At 68.9% G+C, this 13,918-nt stretch carries 19 protein-coding genes; 11 read left to right on the top strand and 8 right to left on the bottom strand.

Going from position 1 to position 13,918, the window contains the following annotated elements; translation table 11 throughout:
- Positions 1–19 precede the first annotated feature (19 nt).
- From ccmE to IEW01_RS09125, 6 genes are all read left to right on the top strand, one after another.
- Positions 20–481 carry a cytochrome c maturation protein CcmE gene (ccmE, locus tag IEW01_RS09150; protein ID WP_188527416.1) on the top strand — a complete coding sequence of 154 codons (462 nt, stop codon included), beginning with the start codon at positions 20–22 and terminating at the stop codon, positions 479–481.
- Positions 482–560: 79 nt separating this feature from the next.
- Complete coding sequence (locus tag IEW01_RS09145) at positions 561–1,172, top strand: holin-associated N-acetylmuramidase (RefSeq protein ID WP_188527299.1); 612 nt, start codon at positions 561–563, stop codon at positions 1,170–1,172.
- A complete protein-coding gene (locus IEW01_RS09140; RefSeq protein ID WP_188527298.1) occupies positions 1,163–1,702 on the top strand; it encodes a holin family protein in 540 nt (179 codons plus the stop codon). Before IEW01_RS09145 ends, IEW01_RS09140 begins: the two co-directional genes overlap by 10 nt.
- Positions 1,699–1,893: a hypothetical protein gene (locus IEW01_RS09135; protein WP_188527297.1), complete on the top strand. Its 195-nt coding sequence runs from the start codon at positions 1,699–1,701 to the stop codon at positions 1,891–1,893. Before IEW01_RS09140 ends, IEW01_RS09135 begins: the two co-directional genes overlap by 4 nt.
- Positions 1,890–2,027, top strand: coding sequence for a hypothetical protein (locus tag IEW01_RS09130; protein WP_188527296.1), 138 nt, complete (start codon positions 1,890–1,892; stop codon positions 2,025–2,027). Before IEW01_RS09135 ends, IEW01_RS09130 begins: the two co-directional genes overlap by 4 nt.
- A complete protein-coding gene (locus IEW01_RS09125; RefSeq protein WP_188527295.1) occupies positions 2,024–2,446 on the top strand; it encodes a hypothetical protein in 423 nt (140 codons plus the stop codon). The genes IEW01_RS09130 and IEW01_RS09125 overlap by 4 nt, the downstream gene beginning before the upstream one ends.
- Before the next feature lie 138 nt (positions 2,447–2,584).
- On the opposite strand, the gene IEW01_RS09120 is transcribed toward IEW01_RS09125, so the two are convergent.
- A complete protein-coding gene (locus tag IEW01_RS09120) occupies positions 2,585–3,037 on the bottom strand; it encodes an outer membrane protein (protein WP_188527294.1) in 453 nt (150 codons plus the stop codon).
- A 229-nt stretch (positions 3,038–3,266) separates the two neighbouring features.
- Here IEW01_RS09120 and IEW01_RS09115 point away from each other — a divergent pair, with 229 nt between their 5' ends.
- The 3 genes from IEW01_RS09115 (at position 3,267) to IEW01_RS09105 (ending at position 6,643) form a co-directional block, all read left to right on the top strand.
- A complete protein-coding gene (locus IEW01_RS09115; protein WP_188527293.1) occupies positions 3,267–5,249 on the top strand; it encodes a heme lyase CcmF/NrfE family subunit in 1,983 nt (660 codons plus the stop codon).
- Positions 5,246–5,695, top strand: coding sequence for a cytochrome c-type biogenesis protein (locus tag IEW01_RS09110; protein WP_188527292.1), 450 nt, complete (start codon positions 5,246–5,248; stop codon positions 5,693–5,695). Before IEW01_RS09115 ends, IEW01_RS09110 begins: the two co-directional genes overlap by 4 nt.
- 171 nt (positions 5,696–5,866) lie before the next feature.
- Complete coding sequence (locus tag IEW01_RS09105; RefSeq protein ID WP_188527291.1) at positions 5,867–6,643, top strand: enoyl-CoA hydratase-related protein; 777 nt, start codon at positions 5,867–5,869, stop codon at positions 6,641–6,643.
- A gap of 15 nt (positions 6,644–6,658) precedes the next feature.
- Here the strand turns inward: IEW01_RS09105 and IEW01_RS09100 are convergent, their stop codons facing one another.
- The 7 genes from IEW01_RS09100 to IEW01_RS09070 form a co-directional block, all read right to left on the bottom strand.
- On the bottom strand, positions 6,659–7,276 hold the full coding sequence (locus IEW01_RS09100; protein WP_188527290.1) for a DedA family protein: 618 nt from the start codon (positions 7,274–7,276) through the stop codon (positions 6,659–6,661).
- Positions 7,269–7,631: a hypothetical protein gene (locus IEW01_RS09095; protein WP_188527289.1), complete on the bottom strand. Its 363-nt coding sequence runs from the start codon at positions 7,629–7,631 to the stop codon at positions 7,269–7,271. Before IEW01_RS09095 ends, IEW01_RS09100 begins: the two co-directional genes overlap by 8 nt.
- 52 nt (positions 7,632–7,683) lie before the next feature.
- A complete protein-coding gene (locus tag IEW01_RS09090; protein ID WP_188527288.1) occupies positions 7,684–8,868 on the bottom strand; it encodes a vWA domain-containing protein in 1,185 nt (394 codons plus the stop codon).
- Between the two features lie 75 nt (positions 8,869–8,943).
- The gene (locus tag IEW01_RS09085) at positions 8,944–9,105 is read right to left on the bottom strand and encodes a hypothetical protein (protein WP_188527287.1); all 162 of its coding nucleotides are present in this window, start codon (positions 9,103–9,105) and stop codon (positions 8,944–8,946) included.
- A gap of 37 nt (positions 9,106–9,142) precedes the next feature.
- Entirely contained in the window at positions 9,143–10,534 is a 1,392-nt protein-coding gene (locus IEW01_RS09080) for a DUF2927 domain-containing protein (RefSeq protein ID WP_308418947.1), read from the bottom strand.
- Entirely contained in the window at positions 10,531–10,926 is a 396-nt protein-coding gene (locus tag IEW01_RS09075; protein WP_188527414.1) for a GNAT family N-acetyltransferase, read from the bottom strand. The genes IEW01_RS09080 and IEW01_RS09075 overlap by 4 nt, the downstream gene beginning before the upstream one ends.
- A gap of 279 nt (positions 10,927–11,205) precedes the next feature.
- Entirely contained in the window at positions 11,206–12,531 is a 1,326-nt protein-coding gene (locus tag IEW01_RS09070) for an HlyC/CorC family transporter (RefSeq protein WP_188527286.1), read from the bottom strand.
- 69 nt (positions 12,532–12,600) lie between these two features.
- Between IEW01_RS09070 and IEW01_RS09065 the strand changes: the two genes are divergently transcribed.
- Together IEW01_RS09065 and IEW01_RS09060 are read left to right on the top strand one after the other, a co-directional pair.
- A complete protein-coding gene (locus IEW01_RS09065) occupies positions 12,601–13,407 on the top strand; it encodes a metallophosphoesterase family protein (protein ID WP_188527285.1) in 807 nt (268 codons plus the stop codon).
- A 67-nt stretch (positions 13,408–13,474) separates the two neighbouring features.
- Entirely contained in the window at positions 13,475–13,837 is a 363-nt protein-coding gene (locus IEW01_RS09060; protein ID WP_188527284.1) for an SH3 domain-containing protein, read from the top strand.
- The last annotated feature ends 81 nt before the right edge of the window (positions 13,838–13,918 follow it).

Raw genomic sequence — 13,918 nt, 5'->3', positions numbered from 1 at the left:
GGAGGACCACATGGCTGGTATGAAAGGCCTGAAGAAACAACGGCGTATCCAGATCGTTATCCTGGCCTTCGTGGCGCTGGGGATCGCGGCGGGGCTGATCGGCTACGCCTTCAAGGACGGCATCAACTATTTCCGCGACCCGAGCCAGATCCTGGCCGAGCCGCCGGCGCCGAACGAGGTGTTCCGCATCGGTGGGCTGGTGGCGGAAGGCTCGATCGAGCGCGGCCAGAGCGAAACGGTGCGCTTCGTGGTCACCGACGGGGCGCAATCGGTGCCGGTGGTGTTCACCGGGATCCTGCCCGACCTGTTCAGCGAGAACCAGGGCATGATCGGCACCGGCGTCTACGTCGACGGCGTGTTCCAGGCCTCGGAGATCCTCGCCAAGCACGACGAGAGCTACATGCCCAAGGAAGTGCTCGATTCGCTCAAGGACGACGGCCTTTACAAGGACCCGAACGCCGCCGACGAAACCGGCTCCTGAGGCCCGGCGCGCGCCCGGTTTCGCCGCCGTTAACGCCATGAGATGAGGCTTGCCCCCGGTTTGAACAACGGGGGCAGCCATGCTTTCCATCCGCGACATCGCCGATGAAATCCTCGACCGCGAAGGCGGTTACGTGAACGATCCCGACGATCCCGGGGGCGCCACCAATTTCGGCGTCACGATCCACACCATGCGCGCCCTCGGCCTCGATCTCGACAGCGACGGGCAGGTGACGCCCGCCGATGTGAAGCGGCTCACCCGCGACCAGGCGCGCGAGATCTTCATCGAACATTACTTCCGCCGTCCCGGCATCGCCCTTCTGCCCGAGGCGCTGCAGCCTTCCGTGTTCGACATGTATGTGAACGCGGGCGCCAACGCGGTGCGCATCCTGCAGCGGCTGCTGGCGCAGATGGGCCAGCCGGTGGCGGTGGACGGCGCGATCGGGCCGCAGACGGCGGCGGCGGCGCAGCGCGCGGCGACCGAGGCGCCGGGCCATGTCGCCGATGCCTACGGCATCGCCCGGCGCAACTACTACTACCGCCTGGCCGACAGCCGCCCGGCGAGCCGCAAATACGCCCGCCGCCGCGACGGCGGCAAGGGCGGCTGGATCCTGCGCGCCGAAGCCTTCATCTCGCCGAAGTTCCGCCTGACGGAGGCCGAGCACCGCGCCCGGGTGGCAGCATGGGATTGAGCACCGGGGTCGCCGCGATGATCGGCGCGCTGTTCGGCGGCGGCCGCAACGTGGTGCGCGAGACCGCCGAGCTGTTCATGGAAAATACCGAGGCCGGGGCCGAGCGCGAGGCGGCGTGGCGCGCGGCGGCGCTGGGGCAGTTCGCCGGCGAGTTCGTCCAGCCGCGCAAGGGGGCGTTCGACCGCTTCATCGACGGGCTGAACCGGCTGCCGCGCCCGGCGCTGGCGCTGGGGACGCTGGGATTGTTCGTGGCGGCGATGGTCGACCCGGTCTGGTTCGCCGCGCGGATGCAGGGCATCCAGCTCGTGCCCGAGCCGCTGTGGTGGCTGATGGGCGCGATCGTGAGCTTCTATTTCGGCGCGCGCCACCAGCTCAAGGGGCAGGAGTTCCAGCGTTCGCTGGTCGAGACCATGGGGCGCACCGGCACCGTGGTGCGCAACATCGGCGCGCTTCAGGCGCTCGACGCCGGCACGCGCGCCTTCGATGATCCCAACCCGGCGCTGGAGGATTGGCGGGGCGATGGCCGATGACGGCGGACTTCCTCGTCGCGCTGCTCACCGAGCACGGCCCCTGGGTGGTGCTGGTGTTCTACCTGCTCTGGCGCGACCTGCAGAAAGACCAGGCCACCCGCGCGGTGCTCGACAAGAACTCGGCGATCCTGATCGAGATCACCACGATCATCCGCGAGCGGCTGCCCTACGGCGGGCGGGAACGGCCATGAGCGGGCGGCTGAAACGCTGGGCGCGCGGGCTTCGGGCTTGGCTCACCGGGCCGAAATTCGCCCGGTCCGTCGCGCGCTACAACCGCGCGGCGCGCGAGCTCGACAAGGCGGTGCGGGAGGTTCTGACGGGATGAAACAGGCAATCGGGCTTCTTGCCCTGATCCTCGCCGCGCTTGCGCTCGTCAGGGCGGCGCTCGGCGGCGAGGCGGCGCTGGTTCTGGCCGCCGGCGCGGTGGCGCTGATGGCGCTGATGATCGCGGGCACCTTCCTGTGGCTGTATTTCGAACGCACGACGCCGCTGGCGCTCGGCATGGCGTTCAGCTGGCTCGGCTGGGGGCTTTTCGCGGGCTGGGGATGGGCGGCGAGCCTTGCGGGTGCGCCGGTGTGGGGCGGCCTCGCCGCCGGATCGCTCGCGGTGCTGGGGTTTTGCATCGTCGGCGCGGTGCTGCACTTCTCGGTGATCCACCGCTCCTTCGGCTGGCACGGGGCCAGCTTTCTCTGGCCGGTGGCGCTGGCGCTGGCGCTGTCGGGCCTCGTTGCCCTGCCGTTGTAGCGCAGGCCCGCAGCAAGGCATCCGGGCGCGCGCGTTCGCGTCAGAACCGGGTGCCGACGCCGAGATTGCCATGGACCAGCGCATCCGGTCCGAGCGCCGCAGCGCCCCGGTCGCCACGAGGCATGTGGTCCACGCCGGTCAGAAGTTCATCTGAATCCCCGCACGCAGAACGTTGAAGACGCAACCGCAATCGTAGCGGTCGGCCCCGGCGAACAGCGACAGCGAATCGTTCACCGTGACGGCGGCACCGCCCCCGGCGAGCCAGCCGGTGGAGCCCCCGCTGAAGGCGAAGACGCCACCGCGGCCGTAGACCAGGAGGTCGTCGGACAGTTCCACCCCCATCCGCGCCGTGGCGCTGCCGGCCAGCTCGCCGGTGCTGGTGATGTAGAAGGCATCGACTTCGGGGCCGAGGTAGATCCCGTCGGTGACCTCGAAGGCATAGCCGGCCTGGGTGCCCGCAATCACGCTGGGAAAGCTGATATGGCCGACGAAGACGCCGGCATAGGCACCTTCCCATTCGCCCGCCGGCGCCGTCGTGGCGGCCAATGCGAGTGCCGAGGAAAGAAGGATGGTCTTGATAAGCGGCTTCATCGAACCCTCCCGATTCGAGTGTTGGTTCGTGGCTTCCACTTATCAGCTTAACGCGTTTTCCGGCCCGCTGCCTTGATCGGGGTCAGGCACAGGTGGCGGCGGCGGTGCGCGCAATGGCGCCGTGCCAACACCTTCGGGGTGCGCGCGCCGGGGGCGGGGCAATGACAAATCCGCGACATCCGCGCGCATGGGATTGGCGGCGCCGGGGAATACGCCTATTCTCCCCGCCATGATTACCGAACTCGGACATGTCGCGCTGATCCTGGCGCTCGCCGTCGCCATCGTGCAAACGATCGTGCCGCTCATCGGCGCCCACAAGGGATGGACCGGCTGGATGGCCGTGGCCGCCCCGGCCGCCAACCTGCAATTCGCCTTTGTCGCCATCTCCTTCGCGGCGCTGACATGGGCCTTCGTGACCTCGGATTTCTCGCTCCACCTGGTCTGGGCGAACTCGCATTCCGACAAGCCGATGCTCTACAAGATCTCGGGTGTCTGGGGCAACCACGAGGGCTCGATGCTGCTCTGGGTGCTCACGGTTGCCCTGTTCGGCGCGATGGCGGTCTGGTTCGGCAAGGGCCTGCCGCCCCGGCTGAAGGCGCGGGTGCTTGCGGTGCAGGCCTCGATTGGCGTCGCCTTCCTCGGCTTCATCATCTTCACGTCGAACCCGTTCCTGCGCCTCGCGCAGCCGCCGTTCGACGGGCGCGACCTCAACCCGCTGCTGCAGGATCCGGGGCTCGCCTTCCACCCGCCGTTCCTCTACCTCGGCTACGTCGGCCTCTCGATGGCCTTCTCCTTCGCCGTCGCGGCGCTGATCGAGGGCCGGGTCGACGCCGCCTGGGCGCGCTGGGTGCGGCCCTGGACGCTGGCGGCCTGGATCTTCCTCACCATCGGTATCGCGCTGGGCTCGTGGTGGGCCTACTACGAGCTCGGCTGGGGCGGCTTCTGGTTCTGGGACCCGGTGGAAAACGCCTCGTTCATGCCCTGGCTCTTCGCCGCCGCGCTGCTGCACTCCGCGATCGTGGTGGAAAAGCGCGAGTCGCTGAAAAGCTGGACGATCCTGCTCGCGATCCTCGCCTTCGGCTTCTCGCTGATCGGCACCTTCATCGTGCGCTCCGGCATCATCACCAGCGTGCACAGCTTCGCCTCCGACCCGACGCGGGGCGTCTACATCCTCGGCATCCTCGCCTTCTTCACCGGCGGCGCCCTGATCCTCTACGCTTTCCGCGCCTCGGCGATGGAAGCACGCGGGGTGTTTTCCATGGTGAGCCGGGAATCGGCGCTGGTGGTCAACAACATCCTGCTCGCGGTCTCGTCCTTCGTGGTGTTCATCGGCACGATCTGGCCGCTGGTGGCGGAAGCCTTCATGGACCGCAAGCTTTCGGTCGGTCCGCCGTTCTTCGAGGCCGCCTTCACCCCCTTCATGGTGGTGCTGGCGATCGTGCTTCCGGTGGGGGCGATGCTGCCTTGGAAGCGCGCGCGGCTGGGGCGCGCGATGCGCCCGCTGCTGCCCGCGCTCGTGCTCGCGGTTCTGGTCGCGCTGCTGGTCTGGACGATGCAGACGAGCCGGACGATCCTCGGGCCAGTGGGCTTCCTGCTCGGCACCTGGCTGGTGGCTGGCGCGCTGACCGACCTCATGGGACGCACCGGGCGCGGCGCCATCGGCGCGCGCCTCGGCCGCCTGGCCCGGCTGCCGCGCGCCGACTGGGGCAAGGCCACGGCCCATGCCGGCGTCGGCATCACCTTCATGGGGATAGCCGGGCTGATGGCGTGGGATTCCGAAGACATCCGCGTCGCGCAGATCGGCGAAACCTTCGAAACCGCCGGGTACGAGATAACCCTCAACGACGTGGTGCGCGAACAGGGGCCGAATTACCTCACGACCGTGGGGATCATGGACGTGCGCCGCGACGGCAGATTGATCGCGACGCTGCGGCCCGAAAAGCGCGTCTACCCGGTGCAGGCGATGCCGACCACCGAGGCGGCGATCAACGGCGGGTTCTGGCGCGACATCTACCTGGTGATCGGTGATCCGCAGGAGGGCGGCGGCTGGGCGGTGCGCACCTTCATCAAGCCCTTCGCCAACTGGATCTGGGCGGGCTCGATCATCATGGCTCTGGGCGGCCTCCTGTCGCTCACCGACCGGCGCTTCCGCGTCGCCGCCGGAGCGGCGAAGGCGCGCAGGCCGGTGCCGGGGGGAGTGCCGGCGGAATGAAGAAACTGTTCCTCGCGCTCGCCCTGATCGCCAGCCCCGCCTTCGCGGTGAACCCCGACGAGGTGCTCGACGATCCCGCGCTCGAGGCGCGCGCCCGCGAGATCTCGGCCGAACTGCGCTGCGTGGTCTGCCAGGGCGAGAACATCGACGAATCGAACGCCTCGATCGCGCGTGACCTGCGGCTGCTCGTGCGCGAGCGCCTCGTGGAGGGCGACAGCAACGCGCAGGTGATCGACTTCGTGGTCGAGCGCTACGGCGAATACGTGCTGATGAAGCCCACCACCGAGGGCGCCAACATCCTGTTGTGGTGGGCCGGGCCGGCGCTCTTCGTGATCGCGCTGCTCGGCGCCGGCGCCTACCTGCGCCGCCGCTCGACGAGCGCCGAGCCTGCGGCGAGGCTGACATCGGACGAACAGGCGCGGCTCGACGAGTTGATGAAGGGCTGAGAGGGGGCGAAATCCGCCGCGGATTTCGCTTCGGTTTCCGTACGGAAACCGTGCCGTTTTCCGTACGGAAAACGCCTCCCGGCCCGAAAGTTCGACTTCACGGTCGGTTTTGTTTCTTCCCCTTTGCGCAACGCTCGGCTAGTCTCGCCGGCGACCGACAGGGAGGCGCGCATGCAATACGACACGATCCGCTACGACATCGACGACGGGCTCGCGGTGATCCTCTTGAACCGTCCCGAGAAGATGAACGCGCTCAACACCCAGATGCGCGCCGAGATGGCCGACGCGGTGAAGCGCGCGGGCACCGAGGCGCGGGTGGTGGTGATGACCGGCGCGGGCAAGGCGTTCTGCTCGGGGCAGGATCTCGGCGACCGCGCCAATGCCGACAACATCGATCTCGAGCGCACCCTGCGCGACGAATACGAGCCGCTGCTGCGCGCCATCGTCGACAGCCCGATCCCCACCGTCACCGCGGTGAACGGCCCGGCGGCCGGGGCCGGGGCCAATATCGCGCTCGCGGCGGACGTGGTGATCGCCACGCAATCGGCCTATTTCCTGCAGGCCTTCAGCCGCATCGGCCTGATCCCCGACGCCGGCGGCACCTACAACCTGCCGCGCGCCATGGGTCTGCCCAAGGCGATGGGGGCGGCGCTCTTCGCCGAGAAGATCAGCGCCGACGAAGCCTCGGCGATGGGCATGATCTGGGAATCGGTGCCCGATATCGACTTCGAGAGCCACTGGCAGGCGCGCGCCCGCCATCTCGCGACCGGTCCGACCATGTCCTACCAGGGGATCAAGCGGGCAATGCGGGCCTCGCTTGGCAACACCTTCGACGACCAGATCGCGCTCGAGGCGCAGATCCAGGGCGAATGCGGCCGTTCGCGTGATTTCAAGGAAGGCGTGCTGAGCTTTCTCGAAAAGCGCAGCCCGAAGTTCGAAGGACGCTGAGAGCGCGGCCCGGGGTCAGTCCTTCGGGGCTGATGCCTTGGCCGCCTGCGCCCGCAAGACCGCCCCGATCCACAGCGCCATCGCGCCGGCCACGACCAGCGCCACCAAGAGCCCGACCGCGTTGCCCAGCAGGTCGGCGATGTTGGAAACCTGCGCGGCGAAGCCGTAGCCGAGCCCGACATAGGCGCTGACCCAGACCATCTCGCCAAGGATGTCCCAGATGGTGAAGCGCGCCCAGCGCAGCCCGGTCGCGCCCGCGATCAGGTTCACCCAAGGACCCAGCGGCGCCACCAGCCAGGTCGAGAAGAACACGCCCAGCCCGCCATGCCGGTCGACGACCTTGCGGGCGCGCGCCAGAACCGTCGCCCGGGCGGGAACGCGGGCGAGGCGGTCGAGAACCCGGCGGCCGCCGAACCGGCCGATCAGAAACCCGGCCTGGTCGCCGACGACGGCGCCGGCATAGGCCCCGGCCACCACGCCCCAGGGATCGAGATCGCCGGCCGCGATGAAGGCCCCGCCGGTGAGCATCATCAGCGAGGTCGGGATCGGCAGGGCGAGGCACGACAGGAAGGCGGATGCGAAGATCGCCCAGGGTCCATAGGCGGCGACCAACGCGAAGACGGTTTCACTCATCGCCGGGGTCTCCGGCGCGATGGGCCGCGATCGCCGCTTCGACCTCGGCGATCAGGGCATCGACGCTCACTTCGTTCAGCGCCGCGAGATCGCGCAGGCTCATCGGCCCGGCGGGGGGCGGCACCGGCGCGTTCACCGCCTCGAGCACCACCGCGCGGGGCACCTGCCACGAATGCGCGATGTAGCCCGGCGTCATCCAGCCCGCGATGGTCTGCTCCTGGCGCGCCGGGTCGCTCCAGTAGATCACGAAAGCCACGCTGCGCACGGCGAACAGCCCGGCGGCGGCGAGCGCCAGCACCAGCAGCACGGTGGCGAGCGGCGCGGCCGACCAGAGCCGTTTGAACCACCGGATCATCGCGCCCTCCCCATGATCGGGCCAGCCGCCGCGCCGAAACGGGTGCGGGCCGTCACCGCCCCAGGTCCTTCATCCCGCGCTCGATCCCTTCGAGCGTCATCGGCACCATGCGGCCCTCGAAGATCTCGGCGATCATGCCGGTCGACTGGGTGTAGCGCCAGTGGGTTTCGGGCACCGGGTTGATCCACAGGTGGTCGGGCCAGGCCTCGCGGGCGCGCTGGAGCCAGACCTGCCCGGCTTCGGCGTTCCAGTGCTCGTTCGCGCCGCCCGGATAGGCGATCTCGTAGGGGCTCATCGCGGCGTCGCCGACGAAGATGCACTTGTAGTCGGACCCGTAGGTGTGCAGCACCTCCCATGTCGGGGTCTGCTCCTGCCAGCGGCGGCGGTTGTCGCGCCAGACGCCTTCGTAGAGGCAGTTGTGGAAGTAGTAGTATTCGAGGTGCTTGAACTCCGCCCGCGCCGCCGAGAACAGCTCTTCCACCACCTTGATATGCGGGTCCATCGAGCCGCCGACGTCGAGAAACAGCAGCACCTTGACCGCGTTGCGCCGCTCGGGGCGGGTTTTCACGTCGAGGTAGCCGTGCTCGGCGGTGGCGCGGATCGTGCCGTCGAGGTCGAGTTCCTCGCGCGCGCCGTCGCGCGCCCAGTTGCGCAGCCGTTTCAGCGCCACCTTGATGTTGCGCGTGCCCAGTTCCACCGTGTCGTCGAAATCGCGAAACTCGCGCTTGTCCCATACCTTCACCGCGCGCTGGTGGCGGCTCTTGTGCTGGCCGATGCGCACGCCCTCGGGGTTGTAGCCGTAGGCGCCGAACGGCGAGGTGCCGGCGGTGCCGATCCATTTCGAGCCGCCCTGGTGGCGTTTTTCCTGCTCGCGCAGGCGCTGCTTCAAGGTTTCCATCAGCTTGTCGAAGCCGCCGAGCGCCTCGATCTCGGCCTTTTCCGCCGCGCTGAGATGTTTCTCGGCCAGCTTTTCGAGCCAGTCGGCCGGAATATCCACGGCCTCCAGAACCGCCTCGAGGCTGATCCCCTCCAGCCCCTCGAAGGCCTCGGCGAAGGCGCGGTCGAACTTGTCGATGTTGCGCTCGTCCTTCACCATCGCGGTGCGTGCGAGGTAATAGAAGCCCTCGACGTCATAGGTCACCAGCCCGGCGCCCATGCCCTCGAGGAAGGCGAGGTATTCGCGCAAGGAGACGGGCACCTTGTGGGCGCGCAGGGCCTCGAAGAAGGGCAGGAACATGGTGGCGGTCTCCGGTCTCGTCCCCCTTGTGTGGCAGAGCCCGGACGGCGCGACAAGATGCCGGATCGCGCGCGCCTAGCCGCGCAGCAGGAACACGGTGATGAACAGCCCGATGATCGCGAACGCCAGCGAATACGACACCGCGTATTGCGCGATGTCGAGCGGCTTGCCGCCGCGTGAGCGGGCCTGAAAGCCACCGATGACAGCGCCCAGCAGGGCGAACGCGAGGATGATCATGCAGCCCCCCCATGGCCAGGGGGCGCAGCCCCCGCTATCAGATGCGACCGCGCGGCGCGATGGCGGCGATCTGTTCCAGGCGCGCGCCGACCGCGGCCTCCGAGCCGAAGCCATAACGCGCCCAGCCGAGACTGTCGAGACGGACAAGTTGCGCCTCGGGGTCGCGGCCCTGGAATTCGAGCGCCTGCGCCTTGATCATCAGCAAGGTGGCCAGAAGCGCGGCGTTCTCGGCCCGCATCACCGCGTCGAGGTGGCTGTCGGCGATGCGGATCGCGGTTTCGGCATTGCCGAGGCTGAGGGCATGGGCGGCGAGCTGCACCCCCATGTGCGCCGCGTGCAGCGTCGTCACCGACGAGGCGCGATAGATCGCCTCGGCCTCGTGGAAGGCGGCCAGCGCGATATCGGAGTTCACCCCGAGATTCAGCCGGCCGAGCGCGAAGAGCGAGAAGGCAAGGCGGTTGTCGCGCCAGTTGTAGACGCGGGCGAGGTCGACGGCGCGGCGCGCGGCGTCGCGCCGGGTCGGGGCACTGGCCGATCCGCCGAGCGCCGCCTCGATCGCCTCTTTCCAGGCATCGGGGGTCTGGCCGGTCGGGCGTGGCACGCCGTAGCCGCCGTCGGGGTTGAGCCGCGCGAGCAGCGCCGGCAGGCGCCCGGCCACCTCGGCGCGGGTCATCCCCGAGCGCAGGTCGGGCGCGTAGAAGGCGCGCAGCACCAGCATGTCGAAGCCGGTCAGCACGGTGTGGAAATTGTCGTCGTTGAACACGCTGTCGGGCAGGCGGTAGAGATCGTTCACCGGCCCCAGCGCCTGGGCGACTTCCTCGTGCAGGCAGTCGCGCACCTCCTGTGGGCTCACGTCGGCGGGGATGAATACCGCCATGCGGCGGCGCTCGGTGAGCCGGGTCCAGTCGGTCTGCGGTGTGCGGCGGGCGGCCTTGTATTCCGACCAGCTCGACACGTTGGGCGCGACGAAACAGGCGGCATTCGGCACGAGGCGCTGCATCTCGCGCTTGCCGATCAGGACCACGGTGATCGAGGCCGGCGCGTCTTCGACCTGGCGGATGTCGATCCCGGCTTCGGCGCGCAGGCGGCGCAGCAGGCGCTCGACATCGGTTTGCAGGCTTGCCGGCACCTTGCCGGTCACCGCCAGCGTCACCGGCCCCTCGAAGCGGGTCAGAACCGGCAGGCTGCGCCCGCTTTCGAGGCTGAAGGCGAGATCGAGAAAGTCCGCCGCGATCTCGCGGTTCGGGCGCTTGGGGCGTTCGATCCCGGAGCTGGCGAAGGTGTTCATCGGCGGCAATTGCGCCGGAACCGAAATCTGCCGTGACGTCACTTCCCGTTCCGTCAGTTCCCCTTGCGGCAGCTCGGCGGAACAGCCCGCCAGCCCCAGGATCATGATCGCCCCCACGATCAACCCGCGTTGCATCTTCATCGTATCGCCCCCCGCTGATACTTGATGAACGGTGTCACCTCTCCGATCCGGTCGTAGAGCCTGCGCGCGGTCTCGTTGGAGTCTAGCGTCATCCAGTAGACCGACGGCGCGCCGCGGGCGTCGGCGGCGGCATAGACCGCCTCGATCAGCGCCCGGCCGAGGCCGAGCCCCCGCTGGGCCGGATCGACGTAGAGATCCTGCAGGTAACAGACATCTTCGATCCTCCAGTTGTGGCGGTGGAAGATGATATGCGCGAGCCCCACGGGCCGGCCGGCGGCTTCCGCGATAAGCGCGAACTGGGGCTCATCGTCCGAGAGGAGGCGGGCGAAGGTGGTCTCGAAGACCGCTTCGTTCACGTCCGACTCGTAGAACGCCAGGTAGGCCGACCACATCCGTCGCCAGTGCGGCTCGTCTGCTCGAGTCAACGAACGGACGGTTGGATTGGTATTGTCTCCCAAGGCAATACGCTCTCACCGTTACGCCCCCCCAGGCCCTTACAGGGGTAGGGGGCAAACCGATTCGGAGAAAGGGAAAAGGTGGCGAAAATGGGGCGGAAACGCGCTGTGCGCGGAATGGAAACGCGCGCCCCGCGATATCTTGTGGCCGTCTTCGCGCCGACCACAAACACTCGGTGAAATTGCGGCAGGAATCGGGCAGGCGCCGCGCGCCGCTCAGAGCGCGCGGACCCGCAGCGTCGCGATGCGGTTTTCTACCCGGGTCAGCACCTCGAAGCGGTAGCCGTGGAACGAGAAGGTCTGGCCCTCGTTCGGGATCATCTGCGATTCATGGATCACGAGGCCCGCGATGGTGTTGGCCTCCTCGTCCGGCAGCGACCAGTCGAGCGCGCGATTGAGATCGCGGATCGTCATCGTTCCGTCGACGATGACGCTGCCGTCGTCCTTGCGGGTCAGCCCGGATTCGGCGGCGATGGTGTCGAACTCGTCGGTGATCTCGCCGACGATTTCCTCGAGGATGTCTTCGAGCGTGATCAGCCCCTGCAAGGCGCCGTATTCGTCCACCACCAGCGCGAAATGGGTGTGCCGCTTGAGGAAGTTGCGCATCTGGTCGTCGAGCGGGGTGGTGTCTGGCACGAAGTAGGGCTCCATCGCCACCTGCATGATGTCGAAGTCGGCGAAGGCGCTGGCCCGGTCGGCCGCGCCCGCCGCGCTGTCGACGACGGCATACATCGCGCGGCTGAGATCCTTGGCGTGGATCACGCCGACGATGTTCTCGGGCTCGCCGCGATAGACCGGCAGCCGGGTATGCGGCGAGGCCAGCGCCTGCTTGAGCACTTCCGCCGCGGGCAGTTCGGCGTCGATCATCTCGATCTGGCTGCGGTGCAACATGATCTCGTCCACCGTGCGGTCGCCGAGGTCGAGCGCGCCGAGAATCCGGTCGCGGTCTTCCTTCTCCACCGTGCCCTCGGAATGGCCGAGGGTGAGCGCCCCGGCGATCTCCTCGCGCACCGCGAGCAGGTGAGCGTTGGGATCGGTCTTGACGCCGAAGATCTTCAGCAGGCCGCGGGTGAGCATCCGCACCGCGGAGACGAAGGGCGAGAACACCAGCACCGCCACCCTGATCGGTGCGGAAACCAGCGCGGCGGCGGATTCGGGCCGGGTGATCGCGTAGGTCTTCGGCAGGACCTCGGCGAAGATCAGCACCAGCAGGGTCATCACCAGCGTGGCAAGCGCCACCCCGCTCTCGCCGAATAGACGGGTGAGCAACGCGGTGGCGAGCGAGGTGGCGAGGATGTTGACGAGGTTGTTGCCGAGCAGCACCGAGCCGATCAGGCGTTCGTTGTCCTCGGTGATCGCCAGGGCGCGCCCGGCGCCCCGATCGCCCCGGTCGGCGCGCGATCGCAGCTTGCCGCGGGAGGCGGCGGTGAGCGCGGTTTCGGACCCGGAGAAGAAGGCCGACAGAACCAGCAGCGCCGCGATGGCGGCGGCGGTGAACCAGAAGGCGGTGTCGAACAGGGCGGGGGTGGCGTCGGGCGTCATCAGCATTGTCTTTCGATGGAGGTTGTCCTTCTATGGCGGGGCGGGGCCTGCGTTTCAAGGGAGGGCCGCATGAGGATCGCAGATCTGGGCACTTTGCGCGGCCCTGTCATCGCCTATGGCGGCACGCTCGCCAACCTCGCCGCGCTCGGCGCGCTCCTGCGCGAGGCGGGCCGGGCGGGGGTGCCGGGCGACCGCTTGATCTGCACCGGCGACATCGTCGGCATCGGCGGTCAGCCGGCCGAATGCCTCGCCGCAACCCGCGCCTACGGTCACACGGTGGTGGCCGGCAATATCGAGCGCCAGCTTGCCGCCGGCGCGGCCGACAGCGGCTCGGGCTACCCGCCCGGCAGCGTCGCCCGGCGGATCGCGGCGGCGTGGTGGCGCCACACCGACAGGCAGGTCACCGCCGCCCAGCGCGACTGGATGGAAACCCTGCCCGATATCGCCGTCTTCGCCCATGAGGGGCGGCGCTACGCGGTGGTGCACGGCGGCGGCACCGCGCCCGCGCGCTTCCTGTGGCCCTCGACGCCGGCGGAAGTGTTCGCCCGCGAGATCGAGGCCATCGCCGCCGCCGCCGGGCCGGTCGACGCGGTGATCGCGGGCCACGCCGGCCTGGCCTTCGAGCGCGACATCTCGGGGCTGCGCTGGATCAACGCCGGGATGATCGGCCTGCCGCCGCACGACGGGCGGCGCGGCGGGCGCTACCTGCGGCTCGACGCCGACGGCGCGCGCATCCTCCGGCTCGAGTACGACCCCGCGCCGGCCTTCGCCGCGATGGTGGCGGTCGGGCTCACCCAGGGCTGGGACCTGGCGCTGATGACCGGGCGCTGGCCCTGCACCGACATGCTGCCCGAGGCGCTGCGCCGGGGCTGTTGACGCAGGTCATGGCGGCGCCGGCGCGGGCGCGCGAGACTGCCCGCGCCAGGCAGAGGAGGGATCTGTCATGAAATTCACCAAACGCAAGCTCACCCGCTCCGCGCTGGTCGCGGCGATCGCGCTGATGGCCAGCACGGTGCCGGCCCTCGCGGGCGATTGCACCGGCTATGTCGTCGGCGTGAAGCCGGTGTCGCACTACAACCATGCCAGCGGCGCAGGCTTCCTCGCGGTGCGCTCGGGGCCGGGCTCCAACTACGCCCAGCACGGCGAGCTCTATCTCGGTGACGAGATCTCGGTCTGGGATCGCAACGGGAGCTGGTATTACGTCTACTGCATGTCGGGCCGCTGCACCCAGCCCTACTGGGGCCAGCCCACGCCGCAAGGCTGGGTATACGGCAAGTATCTGAGCATCGGCGGGGTCTGCCCGTAGCGATGCGGGCAGGTGCCTGCGCGGGGGCGTCGGCGCCGCGCAGCGCCAGGGGTGCCGGCCCGTGAGGCTGTTCATCGCGGG

It is taken from the genome of Sinisalibacter lacisalsi (assembly GCF_014640115.1).
In the GTDB taxonomy this organism is placed as follows: Bacteria; Pseudomonadota; Alphaproteobacteria; order Rhodobacterales; family Rhodobacteraceae; genus Sinisalibacter; species Sinisalibacter lacisalsi.
This window is presented reverse-complemented; position numbering and strand designations above follow the sequence as displayed.

Coding starts and splice junctions, on each gene's coding strand:
- IEW01_RS09115 (WP_188527293.1), top strand. CDS start 3,267: ATGATTACCGAACTCGGACATGTCGCGCTGATCCTGGCGCTCGCCGTC.
- IEW01_RS09105 (WP_188527291.1), top strand. CDS start 5,867: ATGCAATACGACACGATCCGCTACGACATCGACGACGGGCTCGCGGTG.
- IEW01_RS09135 (WP_188527297.1), top strand. CDS start 1,699: ATGACGGCGGACTTCCTCGTCGCGCTGCTCACCGAGCACGGCCCCTGG.
- IEW01_RS09140 (WP_188527298.1), top strand. CDS start 1,163: ATGGGATTGAGCACCGGGGTCGCCGCGATGATCGGCGCGCTGTTCGGC.
- IEW01_RS09100 (WP_188527290.1), bottom strand. CDS start 7,276: ATGAGTGAAACCGTCTTCGCGTTGGTCGCCGCCTATGGACCCTGGGCG.
- IEW01_RS09085 (WP_188527287.1), bottom strand. CDS start 9,105: ATGATCATCCTCGCGTTCGCCCTGCTGGGCGCTGTCATCGGTGGCTTT.
- IEW01_RS09060 (WP_188527284.1), top strand. CDS start 13,475: ATGAAATTCACCAAACGCAAGCTCACCCGCTCCGCGCTGGTCGCGGCG.
- IEW01_RS09110 (WP_188527292.1), top strand. CDS start 5,246: ATGAAGAAACTGTTCCTCGCGCTCGCCCTGATCGCCAGCCCCGCCTTC.
- IEW01_RS09125 (WP_188527295.1), top strand. CDS start 2,024: ATGAAACAGGCAATCGGGCTTCTTGCCCTGATCCTCGCCGCGCTTGCG.
- IEW01_RS09075 (WP_188527414.1), bottom strand. CDS start 10,926: ATGTGGTCGGCCTACCTGGCGTTCTACGAGTCGGACGTGAACGAAGCG.
- IEW01_RS09070 (WP_188527286.1), bottom strand. CDS start 12,531: ATGACGCCCGACGCCACCCCCGCCCTGTTCGACACCGCCTTCTGGTTC.
- ccmE (WP_188527416.1), top strand. CDS start 20: ATGAAAGGCCTGAAGAAACAACGGCGTATCCAGATCGTTATCCTGGCC.
- IEW01_RS09095 (WP_188527289.1), bottom strand. CDS start 7,631: ATGATCCGGTGGTTCAAACGGCTCTGGTCGGCCGCGCCGCTCGCCACC.
- IEW01_RS09080 (WP_308418947.1), bottom strand. CDS start 10,534: ATGAAGATGCAACGCGGGTTGATCGTGGGGGCGATCATGATCCTGGGG.
- IEW01_RS09090 (WP_188527288.1), bottom strand. CDS start 8,868: ATGTTCCTGCCCTTCTTCGAGGCCCTGCGCGCCCACAAGGTGCCCGTC.
- IEW01_RS09130 (WP_188527296.1), top strand. CDS start 1,890: ATGAGCGGGCGGCTGAAACGCTGGGCGCGCGGGCTTCGGGCTTGGCTC.
- IEW01_RS09065 (WP_188527285.1), top strand. CDS start 12,601: ATGAGGATCGCAGATCTGGGCACTTTGCGCGGCCCTGTCATCGCCTAT.
- IEW01_RS09120 (WP_188527294.1), bottom strand. CDS start 3,037: ATGAAGCCGCTTATCAAGACCATCCTTCTTTCCTCGGCACTCGCATTG.
- IEW01_RS09145 (WP_188527299.1), top strand. CDS start 561: ATGCTTTCCATCCGCGACATCGCCGATGAAATCCTCGACCGCGAAGGC.